The following is a 17823-nucleotide window of genomic DNA, read 5'->3' on the forward strand; positions in this document are numbered from 1 at the left end:
GCTCAGCGCGCCGATTCGTAGATCCGCCGCACCACGTCCTCTATCCCCGGCTCCTCGATCGAGAGATCGCGCACCTGCGCCCGGTCCGACACCGCGGCCAGTAAAGCCGCCGCGGTGGTGTGCTCGGCGTCGAAGGCCAGCCGCTGGCGCATCCCACCCGCCTCGCTGGAGAGCAGCTGCGCCCCGCACGGCAGATCGTCGAGATCCGGTGTGGGAGCGGCCAGATCGACCACCAGCACCCGGCGCGCGCCCACGGTGGCGCCCAACCCGGTCAGTGAACCGTCGTACACCAGCTTGCCGTGATCGACCACCAGCACCCGGTCGCAGAGCCGCTCGATATCGCCCATGTCGTGGGTGGTGAGCAGCAGGGTGGTGCCGCGTTCGATGCGCTCGGCGCGCAGGAACTCGCGTAATCGCTGTTTGGAGAGCACATCCAGGCCGATGGTCGGCTCGTCCAGGATCACCAGCTGCGGCGAGTGCAGCAGCGCGGCGGCCACCTCGGCGCGCATGCGCTGACCGAGCGAGAGCTGACGCACCGGAGTGTCCAGGGTCTCGGCCATCTCGAGCTGTTCGACCAGCTCGTGGGTGCGTTTGTCGGCGATATCGGGATCGAGGCGGTGGATCGCGGCCAGGATCGAGAACGATTCGTGCAGCGGCAGATCCCACCACAGCTGCGAACGCTGCCCGAAGACCACCCCGATGCGCGAGGCCAGCTCGCGGCGCTGGCGCACCGGTTCCAGCCCGCAGGTGCGCACGCTGCCCGAGGTGGGTACCAGGATGCCGGTCAGCATCTTGATGGTGGTGGATTTGCCCGCGCCGTTGGCGCCGATATAGCCCACCGCCGAGCCGCGCTCGACCCGGAAGCTCATCCGGTCCACGGCGGTGATGGTGTCGCGATGGCGACGCCACCGGCTGCCGTTCTTGCGGTAGACGGTGAATTGCCGGGTGAGGTCATCGATGTCGATGATCGGTTCGGTGTCGCTCCGCTCGTCCATCGTCAGCCGCCTCCGCCCTGGTAGTGCCTCGTCCCGACCCGCCATGCCGACAGCGCCAGCAACCACACCCAGAGCGCGGCCACCGGGGTCAGCCAGGCCGACCACGCGGGCAGCAGCGGTGGGCCGGGCAGGCCGAGCAGGGCGATGGTCGGCACGTACGCCGTGAACGCGACGGGAATCGCGAACCCGAACAGCAGTTTCAGCGGTGTGGGGAACACCGAGGCTGGCTGCATCGCGGCGAACGAGCCACCGTAGGTGAAGCTGTTGGTGAGCTCGGCACCGTCTATCAGGAAGAACTGTAGTCCCGCCGCGCATACGAAAAGGCCACAGAACAGCGCAATTCCACTGAGCAGGGTGATCACGATCAAGGTAACCGGGGCGATGCCCCAGTCGATGTCGTTGCGCCACAGCCCGATCGTCAGCACGATCACCGCCACCGCCGCCCGCGCGAGCCTGCGCAGGGAGATATCGCTGGTGACCAGCTGCAGCAGCAGCGGTTGCGGGCGGAGGTGATAGGCGTCGAGGGTGCCCATCCTGATCATCGTCGGCAGCGAATCCAGGTGCCCGACAAGCACTTGCGCCAGCGAGAAGGAGGTGTTGGACAGCCCGAACAGCAACAGCGCCGCGTTCACGTCCAGCCCGCCGAGCGTGCCGACATTGTGGAAGATCACCCACACCTCGGCGAACTCGACCAGCCCGATCAGGAACGCGCTGAAGATCTCGGTGGCGAAGGAGAGGCGGTACACCTGCTGTGCTTTCACACGCGAACGCAATACTGCGAGATAGGGGGTGAACCAGGTCCCGGCCACAATGCGCGCGGTCTCCGGTTCACCCACCCTGTACCTCCAGTCTGCGTTGTCCCGCCCGCAGCAACACCCTGCCGAGCAAGCCGATCGCCAACACCCAAAATCCTTGTGCCGCAACGGTCAACACGGCGTCAATGCCCTCGGCCCGCCCGGACAGCGTATCGATCGGGGCCTGCAGGATGGAGGGGAACGGGGTGGCCCTCGCGATGACGCGCAGCCAGTCGGGGAACATGTGGACAGGGACGAAAAGCCCAGCGAGGAATGTACCGACGATCTGGTACAGCACGCGGATCCCGCGTATCTCCACCACCCAGAACCCGATCAGCGCCACCGCGAACAGGCACAGGAACGACAGCGCCACCGCCAGCAGCACACTGATCACCCCGAGCACATAGGCCACCGGCGTCGTCGGCATCGACAGGCCGAAGGTGGCCGCGCCGATCACGATGCTCGGGACACCGCGCGGCAGGAACGTACACGCGGCGCGGCCCAGGTCACCGGCCAGATAGCTCAGCTGCACGTCCACCGGGCGCAGGAAATCGATGGCGACGTCGCCGGACTTGATCCGCTCGACCAGATCGATCGGCGGGCCCATGAACTGGGTGGCGCCGAGCAGCCCCTGCGAGAGCCACACATACGCGGCGATGGTGCCCTCGTCGTAACCGCCGAAACCGTCGGCGGCGCGTACCGCGGCCACCAGCACGGCGGCGCGCACGAAACCGAAGACACAGTTGGTGAACAGCCCCGCGAACATCGCCAGCTTGTACTGGGCCTGCCGTTTGAACCCCGCCCGCGCGAAGGTCCAATACACGGTGAACAGGCTGGGCCTGCGGCGGCGGACCGGGCACCGGCGCGTCGCGATGGCGAGTTGCCCGTCCCCCTCCGCATTGCCCCGCACAATCAGTCAACTCTAGGCGGATCCGGGCAGATCAGCACGAAAACGGCACGGATCGACCGGTGTTCAGCGCAGCGGCACCTCGACGTCGCGGCCGCCCTCCCTGGTGATCCGCGCGTTCATCGCCACCAGCGCGGGCGCGGGGGTGAAGCCACCGGCGAACAGCGCCTCGCCCTGCCGGAACCACGGCGAACGCTCCAGCAGCGCGGCGGGCGCGTAGCCGAAGTAGGTGCCGAGTTCGGCCAGGTCGACCGGCGAGGACATCTTCATCAGCGCGAGGTTGTCGCACTGGGACAGGATGCCAGGGTGCACCTTCGACGGGCGCTGGGTCGACAGCAGCAGCCACAGGCCGAATTTGCGGCCCTCGGCGGCGATCTGGATCAGCCGTTCCCGGACCGCCCGCGCGATCGGGGAGTCCAGCCGAGGCGAGGCCAGGGTGTGCGCCTCGTCGATGACCAGCAGCACCGGGCGGCGTTCCTCGCGCCGGGCCCACAGCTCCTCGAGCAGGGCCAGCGCGACGACGAGTTGCTGTTCGGGGGTGGAGAATCCGCCCAGATCCAGCACCGTCGCGTCGGGCCGTTCGGCGACCACCTCGGTCACCGCGCGCTGTTTGCGCGCCCACACCTCCCACTCCAGCAGACCCAGGTTCTCGATCCGCATGCCGAGGCGCTGCTGGGCGAGGGATTCCGAGCTGCGCAGGTGCGGCAGGATGTCGTCGAGCTCGGCGGCCGCGAGCACCGTGGACAGGTGGATGAGCTCGTTGAACTCCTCGCGATCGGCGATCGGGTCGATGCGCAGGATCGCGGCCTTGGACGGCAGCGGGATCTCGGTGAAACGGGCCCGCAGCAGCGCGCCCTTGTGCGGGCGCAGCACCCGGATGTCGCGGTGGCGCAGGGCCTCGGCGGTGGCGCCGCCGGTCCGCGGGTCCACCTCGCCCAGGTGCACGAAATCGGAGTTGGGGTCGAAGATCACCACCGGTAGCGCGGTGTGCGCGATCAGCTGTTCGAGCACCACACCCAGGGCGTAGGTCTTGCCGGAGCCACTCTGCCCGCACCAGAACGTGTGCCGGTTGAACCGGGTGGGCAGCAGCCGGGCCGGGCCGCCGGGTGGGGTGAGATTGACGCCGATCTCGAGCCGGGCGCCGGTGGTGTCGTGCAGACTCTGCACCGTCGCCGCGTCGACCGGCTGCACCGCGCCCTCGGTGAACGGGTGCCCGGCGCGCACGTCGATGCCGTCGGCGCTCACCTCGCCCATCATCCGGCCGCGCAGCGACACCGGGGAGGTGGGCGAGCGCTCCTCGACGAGGGCGAGCTGGCGGTGCTGTGCGCTGACGATCACCGCCAGCGAGCCCGCGACCAGCGCGCACCCGGTGGCATCGGTGACCACGAACGAACGACCGTCCTCGGACCGGGCGATGGTCTGGCTATTGTTCGGCACCCGCCGATCATCGCACCTAATCGGTGCCGAACAGCCCGATAGCTATCGAGTCGCTACCTGATCGACGCTCAGTGCTCCGGGAAGCCGGTCGCGAACAGGATGGCGATAGCCACGGAGCTGACCACGGAGATGGCGAGAATGATCCACATGAGGGGGAAGGGTACCGGTCCGTCGGTCCATTGCCCGCATCGCCTCCGGCGCCGCTGAGTCGGTGCCGATGTCCCGGCTGTCGGCGTGGTCTCGATCGGGGGTCGCCGGAACCACCGCCGCGGCGGGCCTGGCCGCGGCGTACCTGGGGAGCGGGGCGGCGTTCGCGTCACCGGTGCCCGCTGGTCCGCGGACCTTCTTCGACGGAACGGCGGTGGATCAGGCCGCGATCGCCGAGTGGGGCTTCCTGGACTGGTTCGATCGCGCCCGGCGCACCGACGACCGCCCGGTGTGGACCGACGCGTGCCCCGACCGCTACCTCATCGCCACCCTGCCCGACGGCCGCCAGGAGGTCATCGAGGTGACCGGCGGCGCGCTGCTGGCCAGCCAGTTCTTCGTCGACTACACCGATCTCGCCGGGGTGATGGTGCCCGCCGACCCGGCCTATCCGCTGACCGTCGCCGGAGTGGCGTCGCTGGCCGCCGGTTTCGTCATCGGCGGGGTCCGTCACCAGTTCCGTGACGAACCGGGCGGCGGCTTCCGCGGTCGGCTCGGATCCGATCGACGACGCCTTCGTCGCGCGCTGCGTCGACGATGCGGTGACCCTGCACGGCGCACGGTCGGGCTGAGCGGCCGGTCGTCAGTCCCGGCCGATCGCGGCGGAGCACGACGCCGAGCGCGAAATCGGCCCAGCGGATGTTCTCCGTTTCGAAGGCGATGCGCGAACAGGGGCCGCATCGACGAGTTCACGGTGCTGGTGCGCCCGCTCTCGGCCGCCCAGGCGCTGGCCGCCCGGATGGCCGAGCAGTTTCCGCGCATCCAGCGGGCGGCGATCGAGGGCACGGCCACGGCCTGGACGCCGGGGATTCTGCGATACGACCAATTCCGGAGTACGGATTCGTGTGCTCGTGCAGTGACGTCGACGGTGCGGCGCGTCAGAATGCACAGGCGCCCGATCGGTGACCATGCCCAGCGAGGGCGGGACCGCGATCCGGCGGGGAAGGGTCGAGAGAACAATGAGAGCGGTCACGTGTACGAACGGCGTGCTCGAACCGGCGGAGCTCCCGGCCCCGCGGCCGGAGGGTGGGCAGATCCGGCTCGACGTGTTGCGTGCGGGTATCTGCGGGTCGGACCTGCATGCGCGCCACCACGCGGACGAGCTCGCGGAGGTCGGTGCCGCGTCGGGGTACCGGGATCTGATGCGCTCGGCGGAGACCGTCGTCCTCGGCCACGAGTTCAGTGGCGCGGTGGCCGAGTACGGGCCGGGCACCCGCCGCCGCTGGCGTCCGGGCACGCCGGTCGTGGCGATGCCGATCCGCACGCGGGCCGGAAAGCCGCACCTGACCGGGTTGTCCGCGCAGGCGCCGGGCGCCTTCGCCGAGCAGGTGGTGGTCGAGGAATCGCTGACCTTCCCGGTCCCGAACGGTCTGACACCGGATATCGCCGCCCTCACCGAGCCGATGGCCGTCGCCACGCACGCGGTGAACCGGGCCTCGGTCTCGCGCCGTGACACCGCCGTCGTCATCGGCTGTGGCCCGATCGGATTGGCGGTCGTCGCCATGCTGGCCGCGCAGCGCGTCGAACGCATTGTCGCGGTCGACTTCTCGCCTGCCCGGCGGGCGCTGGCCGCGCGCATGGGCGCGCACCGGGTGGTCGACCCCGCCGTCGACTCGCCGTACGCCGAACTCGCCGGCCGCGGGTTCGTGGCCGACAGCCCGCAGCTGTGGCGGCTGGCGGTCGAGGGCATGAGGTCGCTGCGCCGGACGCCGATTCCCTGGGAGCCGCTGTGGCGGGCGGCGGACCTGTTCGGGCTCGTCACGCCCAAGGCGCCCGTCTTCTTCGAGTGCGTCGGCGTGCCCGGGATCATCGACGATGTCATCGCGCACGCGCCGCTGTCGGCGCGGGTCGTGGTCGTCGGGGTGTGCATGGAAGCCGATCGGTTCCGTCCCGCGGTGGCGATCAACAAGGAAGTGGACCTGCGTTTCTCGATGGGGTACACCCCGATCGAGTTCCGCGACACCCTGCACCTGCTCGCGGACGGAGAGCTGGACCCGTCGCCGCTGATCACCGGCACGGTCGGGCTGGATCGGGTGGAGGAGGCGTTCGCCATGCTCGGCGATGCCGAGACGCACGCCAAGATCCTCATCGATCCGGTGCGGCCCGGGCTTCGCGCGGTACCGGACTGAGCCCGGTCGATAGCCTGGGCCGCATGTGTGCCGCGCGGAACAGATACCAGCGGACCCAGCCGGAGCGGCGCGAGGCGACGATCGCGGGTTTGCTGGACGCCACGATCGACGCGATCGCCGAGGTCGGTTATCCCCAGACGACGGTCGAGCAGATCGTCCGGCGGCGTACCCCACAGCCCGATCGGCGCGTCGGGTCCCGGGCTGGTGGGCTGGAAGGACCGCACCGCGCGACGGTGTACCCCTCGGCCAGACCCGCGGCGAGCAGCACCTCGGCTAGGCGTCCATCGGTAAGGACTCGCCGGAGTTCGAGGCCACGCTGAACCGCTACATCCTGGGCGTGCCCCTCGGGGCGGGCCGAGCCGGACGGACGCGAATCCCCACGTGATACCTGCGATGTTTCTTGGTGTCGAAGTATCACGTTCCATGGCACTGATGCCTCTGGCCTGCTATTGATGCAGGTCAGAGGCGTAGTTGTGCCCCCGGCAGGAATCGAACCTGCGACCTAGAGATTAGAAGGCTCTTGCTCTATCCAACTGAGCTACGGAGGCAGTCGAATACACCTTGGCGGATCAGGGCCACGGTGTCCAGCTCGAAAAGTATAGCGACCGACCAGATCGTCCGGTCGTGACGGCGGGAGCGAGAGCCCCATCGGGGCGGCGTCGGGCAGGCCGAACTACCCTCGTTGTCATGTCGTTATCGCAGGACCCCTCCGCTGGACCCGCCGTCGACGGTGGACCACCGGCGGCGGAGTCGGGGCGGTCCGCGCCGGGGGGCAACGCCGCGTCCTTCGGGGTGCTGAGCGCGGTCGCGGGGGCGGTGGCCGCGGTGGTGGCGGCGATGGTGGTCGGGTTGTCGGCGGCGCAGGCGTTGAGTCTGCTGGGTATACCCGATCCGGGGCCGTTGACAACATATGGATTGCCCGCCCTGCGGGCGGTGGCCGATCTGGCCGCCGCGGTCACCGTCGGCTCGCTGCTGTTCGCGGCGTTCCTGCTGCCACCGCGCGACAGCGGATTACTCGAGGCCGGGGGCTACCGGGCGGTGCGGCGGGCCTCGGTGGCGGCGCTGGTCTGGGCGGGCGCCGCGGCGCTGCTGGTGCCGTTGACGGTCTCGGATACCACCGGTCAGCCGGTGACGAGCATCTGGCGGCCGGAGAAGCTGTGGCCGGTGATCGACCAGGTCGAGGTCGCTGGCGCCTGGCGCACGACGGTGCTGTTCGCGCTCGTGGTGGCGATCGGCTGCCGTCTGGCGCTGCGCTGGGGCTGGACGCCGGTGCTGCTGGGTGGCGCGCTGGTGACGATGATGCCGCTCGCGTTGACCGGGCACTCGTCCTCGGGCGGCTCGCACGATGTGGCGACCAACTCGTTGCTGCTGCACATGGTGTCGGCGGCGGTGTGGGTCGGCGGGCTGATCGCGGTGCTCGCGCACGCCCTGCGCGGCGGCGCGGGCACCGATGTCGCGTCCCGGCGGTTCTCGCTGGCGGCCACCGTCGCGATCGCGGTGATCGCGGTCAGCGGCGTGATCAACGCCTGGGTGCGGGTGCCCGCGGCCGACCTGTTCACCACCACCTACGGCAGGCTCGTACTGGCCAAGACCGCCGCGCTGCTGGTGCTGGCCGCCGTCGGCTTCCTGCAGCGTCGCGCGGCACTGCCCGCGCTGGCCGCCGACCCGCGCGACCGCACCGCGCTGATCCGGTTCGCCGGGGTCGAGATGCTGATCTTCGCGGCCACCATCGGGCTGGCCGTCGGCCTGGGCCGGACGCCGCCGCCCCCGCCCACCACGATCCCCACGCCGATGGAGGTGGAGCTCGGTTACGTCATCGACGGGCCGCCCACGGTGGCACGGCTGCTGTTCGACTGGCGCTTCGACCTGATCTTCGGCACCCTGGCCATCGTGCTCGCCGCGCTCTACCTGCTCGGGGTGTACCGGCTGCGCAAGCGCGGGGACGCCTGGCCGCTGGGCCGGACCATCGCCTGGTGCAGCGGCTGTCTGGTGCTGCTGCTGGCCACGTCCTCAGGCGTCGGCCGGTACTCGCCTGCCATGTTCAGCGTGCACATGGGCGCGCACATGGCGCTGTCGATGCTGGCGCCGATCCTGCTCGCGCTGGGCGGTGCGGTGACGCTGGCGCTGCGCGCGCTGCCGCCCGCCGGACGCGAGGGCGTGCCGGGGCCGCGCGAGTGGATCCTGGCGGCCGTGCACAATCCGGTCTCGCGGTTCCTGACCCAGCCGGTGGTCGCCTCGGTGATCTTCGTGGCCGGGTTCTACGCGCTCTACCTGGGCGGCATCTTCGACGCCACCGTCGACTCGCACGCCGCCCACCTGATGATGAACGCGCACTTCCTGATCAGCGGCTACCTGTTCTACTGGGTGGTGATCGGCATCGATCCCAAGCCGCGCGAGGTGGCGCCGCTGACCAAGCTGGCCATGGTCTTCGGCACGCTGCCGTTCCACGCGTTCTTCGGCATCGCGCTGATGAGCATGACCACGGTGCTCGGCGGCTGGTTCTACCGCACCCTCGGCCTCGGCTGGCACATCGACCTGCTGGCCGATCAGCGCAACGGTGGCAGCTTCGCCTGGGCCAGTGGTGAGGTGCCGCTGGTGGTGGTGATGCTGGCGCTGCTGATCCAGTGGTCGCGTAGCGATCAGCGGCTGGCCAAGCGCACCGACCGGGCCGCCGACCGGGACAACGACGCCGAGCTGACGGCCTACAACGCGATGTACGCCGAGCTGGCGCGCCGCGACGGCGAGGTGCGCCGGTGAGCGCACGCGACGTGCCGGTGCGCGACGCGGGCGCGCGCGCCGAGCCACCGCGGGTGCTGCGCACCGATGTGCGCTCGGCGCGGCGCAGGCTGATCGGGCGGGTCCGCAAGACCCCGGTCTTCCACACCAGCGTGGACGGGCCGGACGGGCCGGTGCCGGTGTCGCTGAAGCTGGAATTCCTCCAGCACGGCGGCACCTTCAAGGTGCGCGGGGCGCTCAACGCGTTGCTGAGTACCCGGGAGCAGACCGGTCAGGTGGTGGTCGCCTCCGGCGGCAATGCCGGGATCGCGGTCGCCCTGGCCGCCGCGCAGCTGGGTCGCGAGTGCACGGTCGTGGTGCCCGAATCGGCGCCGCACACCAAGGTCGCGGCGATGTGGGCGCACGGTGCCGAGGTGCTCTGGCACGGCACCAGCTACGCCGAGGCCCAGCAGCGCGCGAAGTCGCTGGCCGCCGAACGCGGCGCCGAGCACCTGCACGCCTACGACATGCCCGCCGTGGTGGCCGGGGCCGGGGTGATCGGGCTGGAGCTGGAGGAACAGGTGCGTGGGCGTCCGCCGGTGCTGGCCGCGATCGGCGGGGGCGGGCTCATCGCGGGCCTTGGCGCCGCGCTGGGCAGGCGCAGGCAGATCGTCGGCGTGGAATCCGAGCACACGCCCGCGCTCTCGGCGGCCCTGGCGGCGGGCGAACCGGTCGACATCACCAGCCGGTCGGCGAGCACCGAGCTGCTGTGCGCGACCAGGGTGGGTGAGATCGCCTTCGATATCGCGCAGCGGCACCGGATGCCCGCGCTCTCGGTCGCCGACGACGCGATCACCGCGGCCCGCGAGTACCTGTGGCGCGAATTCCGCGTGGTGGTGGAACTCGAGGGCGCGGCGGCGCTGGCCGCGGTCCAGAGCGGGGTCTACACCCCGGAACCCGGGGTCCGGCCGATCGTGGTGCTGTGCGGGGCGAACACCGAGCTCCCTGTCGTCTGACCCGGCCGATATCCACAACCGGCGGAGTTGTCCCCAATTCGCGCCGGGGGCTCCCGATCGGCCCGGCGCGCGATCATCCTGGAGTCGTCACAACAACGACGACTACGAGCGGGGGCGGATTCGATGTACGAGGCGAACACGACGGTGGTCGGCACCGTGGTCACCCATCCGGTGCGGCGCGATCTCAGCAACGGCGAGCAGGTGGTCACCTTCCGGATGGCCAGCAATGCCCGGCGGTTCGACCCCGGCTCGGGGGACTGGGTGGACAACGGCTCGCTCTATCTCACGGTCTCGTGCTGGCGCAGGCTGGTGACGGGGGTGGACCGGTCGCTGCACCGGGGTGATCCGGTGATCGCCTACGGACAGCTGCGCACGCACGAATACCGCGGTAAGGACGGCACCGAGCGGCGGGATCTGGAGATGCGCGCGGCGGCGGTGGGGCCGGATCTGGGCCGGTGCAGTGCCTCGGTGGTGCGGCGGTCGGACGCGGCGCGCGCCGCGGCGCACCCGGTGCGGAATATCTCCGGGCCGCCGGGCGCTGCACTGCCGGGCGCCGAGAGCGTGGCCGAGTATGCGCCGACCGCCCCCACTGCCGTAGCCTCTACGACCGCGGCGGATTCCCTCCCGGCGCGATCGCCGGTCGCGGTGCCCCCGGTGGGTGCCCCCGAGCAGGTCGACGCCTGAGGCGCTGTCCGCGGCACCGGCCCGCTCCGCATCTCATCCCCGTTACCCGCACCGATAGGCTTCCATGTATGGCTGAGTTCATTTATCAGATGATCAAGGTTCGCAAGGCGCACGGCGACAAGGTCATTCTCGACGACGTGACGCTGAACTTCCTGCCCGGCGCCAAGATCGGCGTCGTCGGTCCCAACGGCGCGGGTAAATCCAGCGTGCTGAAGATCATGGCGGGGCTGGACCGGCCGAACAACGGCGAGGCGTTCCTCGCGCCCGGCGCGACGGTGGGCATCCTGCAGCAGGAGCCGCCGCTCAACGAGGAGAAGACCGTCCGCGGCAACGTGGAGGAGGGCCTCGGCGAGGTCAAGGTGAAGCTGGACCGCTTCAACGAGATCGCCGAGCTGATGGCCACCGAGTACTCCGACGAGCTCATGGACGAGATGGGCAAGCTGCAGGAGTTCCTCGACCACGCCGACGCCTGGGATGTCGATTCCCAGCTCGAGCAGGCGATGGACGCGCTGCGCTGCCCGCCGCCGGACGAGCCGGTCACCAACCTCTCCGGTGGTGAGCGTCGCCGGGTGGCGCTGTGCAAGCTGCTGCTGAGCAAGCCCGACCTGCTGCTGCTCGACGAGCCCACCAACCACCTCGACGCCGAGTCGGTGCTGTGGCTCGAGCAGCACCTGGCCTCCTACCCGGGCGCCGTGCTGGCCGTCACCCACGACCGGTACTTCCTCGACAACGTGGCCGAGTGGATTCTCGAGCTCGACCGCGGCCGCGCCTACCCGTACGAGGGCAACTACTCCACCTACCTGGAGAAGAAGGCCCAGCGGCTCGAGGTGCAGGGCAAGAAGGACCAGAAGCTGCAGAAGCGCCTCAAGGAGGAGCTGGCCTGGGTGCGCTCGGGTGCCAAGGCCCGCCAGGCCAAGAACAAGGCCCGCCTCGGCCGCTACGAGGAGATGGCCGCCGAGGCCGAGAAGCACCGCAAGCTGGACTTCGAGGAGATCCAGATCCCCGCGGGTCCGCGCCTGGGCGACATCGTGGTCAACGTGTCGCACCTGGACAAGGGCTTCGGCGACCGGCAGCTGATCAAGGACCTGTCGTTCACCCTGCCGCGCAATGGCATCGTCGGCGTGATCGGCCCCAACGGTGTCGGTAAGACCACGCTGTTCAAGACCATCGTCGGGCTCGAGGAGCCCGACAGCGGCGAGGTCAAGGTCGGCGAGACGGTCAAGCTCAGCTACGTCGACCAGAACCGCGCGGGCATCGACCCGAACAAGAACGTCTGGCAGGTCGTCTCCGACGGGCTGGACTTCATCGAGGTCGGCAACCAGGAGATGCCCTCGCGCGCCTATGTCAGCGCGTTCGGCTTCAAGGGCCCGGACCAGCAGAAGCCCGCCGGGGTGCTCTCCGGTGGTGAGCGCAACCGCCTGAACCTGGCGCTGACGCTCAAGCAGGGCGGCAACCTGATCCTGCTCGACGAGCCGACCAACGACCTCGACGTCGAGACCCTGAGCTCGCTGGAGAACGCGCTCGAGCAGTTCCCGGGCTGCGCCGTCGTGATCTCGCACGACCGCTGGTTCCTGGACCGCACCTGCACGCACATCCTCGCGTGGGAGGGTGACAGCGACAACGACGCCAAGTGGTTCTGGTTCGAGGGCAACTTCGAGGCCTACGAGGCGAACAAGATCGAGCGCCTGGGTGCCGAGGCGGCCCGGCCGCACCGGGTCACCCACCGGAAGCTGACCCGCGACTGAGCGGAGGCCACCGAGCCGGTCCACGGGCAGGGTAGCGCGCGTCGCCACCCTGCCTGTGGTGTCTCCGGAGGTGGTTCGGACCGGTCCGGTGGGTGTTCGCTGCGGGCGGAATCCGTTGCGGCACGGGGAGTTCGGTGTCGATGTCGCGTCATCGGGCAAGTTACCCGTGGGGCAATCGGTTTGTCTCTCGGCGCGGCCCCTGACCTCGGGCTAGTCTCGATTCGGCGTCACCTGTATGCGGAACCGAAGCGGAACCGAATCCTTGGGAGTGGACGGAAAATGACGGTCTCGTCGGAATTGTCCAGCGCAGCGTGGGCGGCGGGTCTGCCCCAGCCTCTGCGTGGGGAGCTCGCCACCCTCGAGGAGGCGTACTTCCGACACGTCGACGCCGGGGACGTCGACTGCACGATCACCGGCATCACCCAGATCTTCCGCCGTCACCTGGAGCTGGCCACCGAGCGGCCCCGGGGCAAGGCGCTGATGCGGGTGCATCATCCCGACGACGGCGCGGGCGTGGGCGTCGCGGTGCAGCTGGTCACCGATGACATGCCGCTGCTGGTCGAGTCGATCACCGCGGCGCTCAATCGCGCGCAGGTGGGCGTCACCGAGGTCATCCATCCGATCTTCGAGGTCATCCGCGACGCCGACGGCAAGCTGGTCTCCGCCGCACCGCACGAGGTGGACGGCAACGGCGCGGTCGGGCTGGCCGAATCCTGGATGCACCTGCAGCTGCACCCCTCGACCAGCCGGGCCGCCCTCGACGAGCTCACCGCGACGCTGCCCAAGGTGATCGCCGACGTGCGCCAGGTCATCGACGACACCGAGGCCATGGTCGCGACCCAGTCCGGGCTGGCCGACCGGCTCGACCGCGCCGCGGGCCACGTCTCGGCGCCCTTCCCGGCGATCGATCTGCGGGAATGCGCCGAACTGCTGCGCTGGCTGGCCGACGGCAACTTCACCCTGCTCGGCTACGCGCGCTACCGGCGCGACACCGTGAGCGGGCACACCGTCTCCAGTGCGGTCGAGGACAGCCCGCTGGGCGTGCTGCGGCCCGGCATCGGCACCGACTTCCAGGTGCCGATCAACGGCGGTGACCGGCCGCTGCTGCTGCTCACCCAGGGCCTGGTCCGGGCCACCGTGCACCGCTCGGTGTATCCGTACTTCATCGGAGTCGCCGATGTCGACGACGCGGGCACCGTAGTGGGGGTGCACCTGTTCATCGGGGTGTTCACCGTCAGCGCCGTGCACGAGAACGTGCTCGACATCCCGGTGATCAACCGCCGGGTGCGCACCGCGATCGAGGCCGCGGGCTTCGATCTGGAGTCGTTCTCGGGGCAGGCCATGCTCGAGGTGATCGAGTCCTTCCCCCGCACCGAGCTGTTCTCCGCCGATACCGAGACACTGCGCCGGACCGCGGTCGCGGTGCTCGGCGTCGGCCTGCGCAGGCAGGTGCGGCTGTTCCTGCGCTCGGACTCCTACGGCCGGTTCGTGGCGTGCATGGTGTACCTGCCGCGCGATCGCTACACCACTGCGGTGCGGCTGGAGATGCAGGACATCCTGGTCCGCGAGCTGGGCGGCACCGATATCGACTACTCGGCGCGGGTCAGCGAAAGCGAGCTCGCCAGCGTCTATTTCACGGTCATGCTGTCCACCGACGCGCACGCGCCGACGCCGGACACTTCCGAGGAGAACCGGCTGCGCATCCAGGCACTGCTGGACGCGGCCAGCCACAGCTGGGACGACCGCGTCGAGAGCGAGGCCGCCGCCTCCGCCGAACACGACCCGGCCGCCCTCGCGCGGGCCGCCGAGACCTTCCCGGAGAGCTACAAGGAGGACTTCGCCCCCGCCCGCGGGCTCGACGACCTGGGCCGCCTGGCCCGGCTCGACGAGGGAGGTATCGGCCAGTTCCTCTACCGCACCGAAGATTCCGCGCCGGGCGCCTGGCGGTTCAGTCTCTACATCGCGGGCAGCGCGGTGTCCTTGAGTCAGGTGCTGCCGGTGTTGCAGAGCCTGGGTGTCGAGGTGGTCGACGAGCGGCCCTACCGGCTCGAGCTCGACGCCGAACGCTGGATCTACGACTTCGGCCTGCAAGCCCGGCCGGACCTGCTGCGCAACCCGCTGGTCGCCGAACTCGACGCGGGCCTGCTCACGCCCAGCACCGAGGCCGACGCCCTGCGCACCCGGATCACCGACGCCGTCGAGGCGGTCTGGTTCGACCGGGCCGAGGCCGACGGCCTCAACGAGCTGGTGTTGCGCGCCGGGCTCGGCTGGCGTGAGGTGACCATTCTGCGCGCCTACGCGAAATACCTGCAGCAGGCCGGATTCCCGTACAGCCAGGCCAATATCGCGCGCGTGCTGCTGGCCCATCCGGAGGTGGCGCGCCAGTTCGTGGCGCTGTTCGCCGCGCGTTTCGACCCCGACACCGTCTCGGCCGAGACCGCCACGGAGCTGGAGACCCGGGTGCGCGCGGGCATCGACGAGGTGGTCAGCATGGACGCCGACCGCATCCTGCGGGCCATGCTCGGGCTGGTCAAGGCGACGCTGCGCACCAACTACTACGTGCTCGACGCCGACGGCCGCCCGCGCGACTACCTGGCGCTGAAGGTGGAGCCGCGCGAGATCGCCGAATTGCCCAAGCCGCGACCACAATTCGAGATCTTCGTCTACTCGCCGCGGGTGGAGGGCGTGCACCTGCGCTTCGGTTCGGTGGCGCGCGGTGGCCTGCGCTGGTCGGATCGGCTCGAGGACTTCCGCACCGAGGTTCTCGGCCTGGTGAAGGCGCAGGCGGTGAAGAACGCGGTGATCGTGCCGGTCGGCGCCAAGGGCGGCTTCGTGGTGAAGCGCCCGCCCGCGGCCACCGGCGACGCCACGGTGGACCGGCAGGCGAGCGTCGCCGAGGGCATCGCCTGCTATCGCACCTTCATCTCCGGGCTGCTCGACGTCACCGACAATGTCGACCTGGCCACCGGCGCCGTGCTGCCGCCCGAGCGGGTGGTCCGCCGTGACGGGGACGACACCTACCTGGTGGTCGCCGCCGACAAGGGCACCGCCAGCTTCTCCGACATCGCCAACGACGTGGCCACCGGCTACGGCTTCTGGCTCGGTGACGCCTTCGCCTCCGGCGGTTCGGCCGGTTACGACCACAAGGCCATGGGCATCACCGCCAAGGGTGCGTGGGAATCGGTCAAGCGCCACTTCCGGGAGATGGGCATCGACACCCAGAGCCAGGACTTCACCGTGGTCGGCGTGGGCGACATGAGCGGTGACGTGTTCGGCAACGGCATGCTGCTCTCCCGTCACATCCGGCTGGTCGCCGCGTTCGACCACCGGCACATCTTCCTCGACCCGAACCCCGACGCCGCCACCTCCTTCGCCGAGCGTGAGCGCCTGTTCGCGCTGCCACGCTCGTCCTGGGCCGACTACGACCGCGGCCTGATCAGCGACGGCGGCGGGGTATTCGAGCGGACGGTGAAATCGGTGCCGATCTCGCCGCAGGCCAGGGCCGCGCTCGGGCTGCCCGACGGCGTGCAGGCGCTCTCGCCGCCGGAGCTGGTGCGCGCGATCCTGCTGGCGCCGGTGCAGTTGCTGTGGAACGGCGGCATCGGCACCTATGTGAAGGCCAGCACCGAGACCAACGCCGAGGTCGGGGACAAGTCCAACGACGCGGTGCGGGTGGACGGAAACCAGTTGCGGGTCAAGGTGGTCGGCGAGGGCGGTAACCTGGGCGCCACCGCGCTGGGGCGCATCGAGTTCTGCCGCGCGGGCGGCAAGATGAACACCGACGCGCTGGACAACTCCGCGGGCGTGGACTGCTCCGACCACGAGGTCAATATCAAGGTGCTCCTCGACGGGGTGGTGAGCGCGGGCGCGCTGGCCCCGGCCGACCGCAACCCGCTGCTGGCCTCGATGACCGACGAGGTCGCGCGGATGGTGTTGCAGGACAACGTGGATCAGAACGTGCTGATCGGCATCGCGCGCACCGACGCGCCGCAGATGGCGAGTGTGCACGGCCGCGTCATCGACGATCTGGAACAGCGGCGCGGACTCGACCGCGAACTCGAGGCGCTGCCGACGGCGGCGCAGCTGAAGCGGCGCACCGAGGAGGGGAGTGGCCTGGCCTCGCCGGAGCTGGCCAACCTGCTCGCGCACGTCAAACTCGGGCTCAAGGCCGATCTGCTCGACACCGACCTGCCCGACAGCGCCTACTTCGCGCGCAGGCTGCCGCTGTACTTTCCGACGCCGCTGCGCGAACGCTTCGGCACCGAGATCAAGAAGCACCGGCTGCGCCGCGAGATCGTCACCACGATGATCGTCAACGAGGTCGTCGACTACGGCGGCATCACCTACGCGCACCGGCTCAGTGAGGAGGTCGGAGCCAGCACCTCCGATGTGGTGCGTGCCTTCGCCGCGGCCAGCGAGATCTTCGAACTGCACGATGTGTGGGCGCGCATCCGCGGCGCCGACGCGCCCACCGGCGTGTGCGACCTGATGGAGCTCGAGTCCAAGCGCACGCTGGACCGGGCCTCGCGCTGGCTGCTCAGCAACCGGCCACAGCCCATCGCGGTGGGCGCCGAGATCAACCGCTACCACAGCCGGGTGCAGGAACTCGCGCCGCAGGTGCCGGGCTGGTTGCGTGGGCACCACGTCACCTCGCTCACCCAGGGCGCGGCTGAGCTGATCGCCCGGGGCGCGCCGACCGACCTGGCCACCGAGGTGTTCGGGCTGCTGAGCATGTTCCCGCTGCTGGACGTGGTCGATATCGCTGATATCGCCGATCGCGACGGCGCCGAGGTGGGCGCGCTGTACTACGCGCTCAACGAGCACCTCAAGATCGATTGGCTGCTCGAGGCGGTCAGCCACCTCGAACGCGGTGACCGCTGGCACGCGCTGGCCCGGCTCGCGCTGCGCGACGACATGTACGGTTCGCTGCGCTCGCTCACCCTCGATGTGCTCTCCGCGGGTGACCCGGAGGAAACCGCCGACGAGAAAATTGCATACTGGGAGTCGAAGAACCAGTCCCGGCTGGGTCGTGCGCGCGCGGCCCTGGCGGAACTGTTCGAGTCCGGGACCCACGACCTCGCCACACTGTCGGTCGCCGCGCGACAGGTGCGGAGCATGGTGAGCGGGGTGGGCGCCCAATCGGAGGTACCACGGTGACGAGCTCGCCCAACGGCGACACCGCCGCACCCACGGCAGA

At 70.0% G+C, this 17823-nt stretch carries 10 protein-coding genes and 1 tRNA gene; 6 read left to right on the top strand and 5 right to left on the bottom strand.

Annotated features, from left to right (window positions below; genetic code table 11):
* Nucleotides 1-2: 2 nt before the first annotated feature.
* The 4 genes from WA675_RS07520 to WA675_RS07535 all read right to left on the bottom strand — a co-directional run bounded on the left by WA675_RS07520 (nt 3) and on the right by WA675_RS07535 (nt 4133).
* Complete coding sequence (locus WA675_RS07520) at nt 3-995, bottom strand: ABC transporter ATP-binding protein (RefSeq protein ID WP_336083084.1); 993 nt, start codon at nt 993-995, stop codon at nt 3-5.
* Nucleotides 996-997: 2 nt separating this feature from the next.
* Complete coding sequence (locus WA675_RS07525) at nt 998-1831, bottom strand: ABC transporter permease (RefSeq protein WP_336083086.1); 834 nt, start codon at nt 1829-1831, stop codon at nt 998-1000.
* On the bottom strand, nt 1824-2699 hold the full coding sequence (locus WA675_RS07530) for an ABC transporter permease (protein WP_336083088.1): 876 nt from the start codon (nt 2697-2699) through the stop codon (nt 1824-1826). The genes WA675_RS07525 and WA675_RS07530 overlap by 8 nt, the downstream gene beginning before the upstream one ends.
* Nucleotides 2700-2762: 63 nt before the next feature.
* Entirely contained in the window at nt 2763-4133 is a 1371-nt protein-coding gene (locus tag WA675_RS07535) for an ATP-binding protein (protein ID WP_336083090.1), read from the bottom strand.
* A 1163-nt stretch (nt 4134-5296) separates the two neighbouring features.
* Between WA675_RS07535 and WA675_RS07540 the strand changes: the two genes are divergently transcribed.
* Nucleotides 5297-6466 (top strand): zinc-binding dehydrogenase, encoded by a 1170-nt coding sequence (locus WA675_RS07540; RefSeq protein WP_336083092.1) that lies wholly within the window; start codon nt 5297-5299, stop codon nt 6464-6466.
* Between the two features lie 474 nt (nt 6467-6940).
* Here WA675_RS07540 and WA675_RS07550 read toward each other — a convergent pair.
* Nucleotides 6941-7014: transfer RNA gene (locus WA675_RS07550), tRNA-Arg, on the bottom strand.
* Nucleotides 7015-7153: 139 nt separating this feature from the next.
* Here WA675_RS07550 and WA675_RS07555 point away from each other — a divergent pair.
* The 5 genes from WA675_RS07555 (at nt 7154) to WA675_RS07575 (ending at nt 17783) form a co-directional block, all read left to right on the top strand.
* A complete protein-coding gene (locus WA675_RS07555; RefSeq protein WP_336083094.1) occupies nt 7154-9223 on the top strand; it encodes a cytochrome c oxidase assembly protein in 2070 nt (689 codons plus the stop codon).
* On the top strand, nt 9220-10197 hold the full coding sequence (locus tag WA675_RS07560) for a serine/threonine dehydratase (protein WP_336083095.1): 978 nt from the start codon (nt 9220-9222) through the stop codon (nt 10195-10197). The genes WA675_RS07555 and WA675_RS07560 overlap by 4 nt, the downstream gene beginning before the upstream one ends.
* A gap of 123 nt (nt 10198-10320) precedes the next feature.
* Complete coding sequence (locus tag WA675_RS07565) at nt 10321-10881, top strand: single-stranded DNA-binding protein (protein WP_336083097.1); 561 nt, start codon at nt 10321-10323, stop codon at nt 10879-10881.
* Between the two features lie 68 nt (nt 10882-10949).
* Complete coding sequence (ettA, locus tag WA675_RS07570) at nt 10950-12626, top strand: energy-dependent translational throttle protein EttA (RefSeq protein WP_336083098.1); 1677 nt, start codon at nt 10950-10952, stop codon at nt 12624-12626.
* Between the two features lie 279 nt (nt 12627-12905).
* Nucleotides 12906-17783 (top strand): NAD-glutamate dehydrogenase, encoded by a 4878-nt coding sequence (locus tag WA675_RS07575; RefSeq protein WP_336083099.1) that lies wholly within the window; start codon nt 12906-12908, stop codon nt 17781-17783.
* The last annotated feature ends 40 nt before the right edge of the window (nt 17784-17823 follow it).

Origin of the sequence: Nocardia sp. SSK8, assembly GCF_037034205.1 — a bacterium.
GTDB lineage: Bacteria > Actinomycetota > Actinomycetes > Mycobacteriales > Mycobacteriaceae > Nocardia.

Coding starts and splice junctions, on each gene's coding strand:
- WA675_RS07520 (WP_336083084.1), bottom strand. CDS start 995: ATGGACGAGCGGAGCGACACCGAACCGATCATCGACATCGATGACCTC.
- WA675_RS07540 (WP_336083092.1), top strand. CDS start 5,297: ATGAGAGCGGTCACGTGTACGAACGGCGTGCTCGAACCGGCGGAGCTC.
- WA675_RS07555 (WP_336083094.1), top strand. CDS start 7,154: ATGTCGTTATCGCAGGACCCCTCCGCTGGACCCGCCGTCGACGGTGGA.
- WA675_RS07565 (WP_336083097.1), top strand. CDS start 10,321: ATGTACGAGGCGAACACGACGGTGGTCGGCACCGTGGTCACCCATCCG.
- ettA (WP_336083098.1), top strand. CDS start 10,950: ATGGCTGAGTTCATTTATCAGATGATCAAGGTTCGCAAGGCGCACGGC.
- WA675_RS07575 (WP_336083099.1), top strand. CDS start 12,906: ATGACGGTCTCGTCGGAATTGTCCAGCGCAGCGTGGGCGGCGGGTCTG.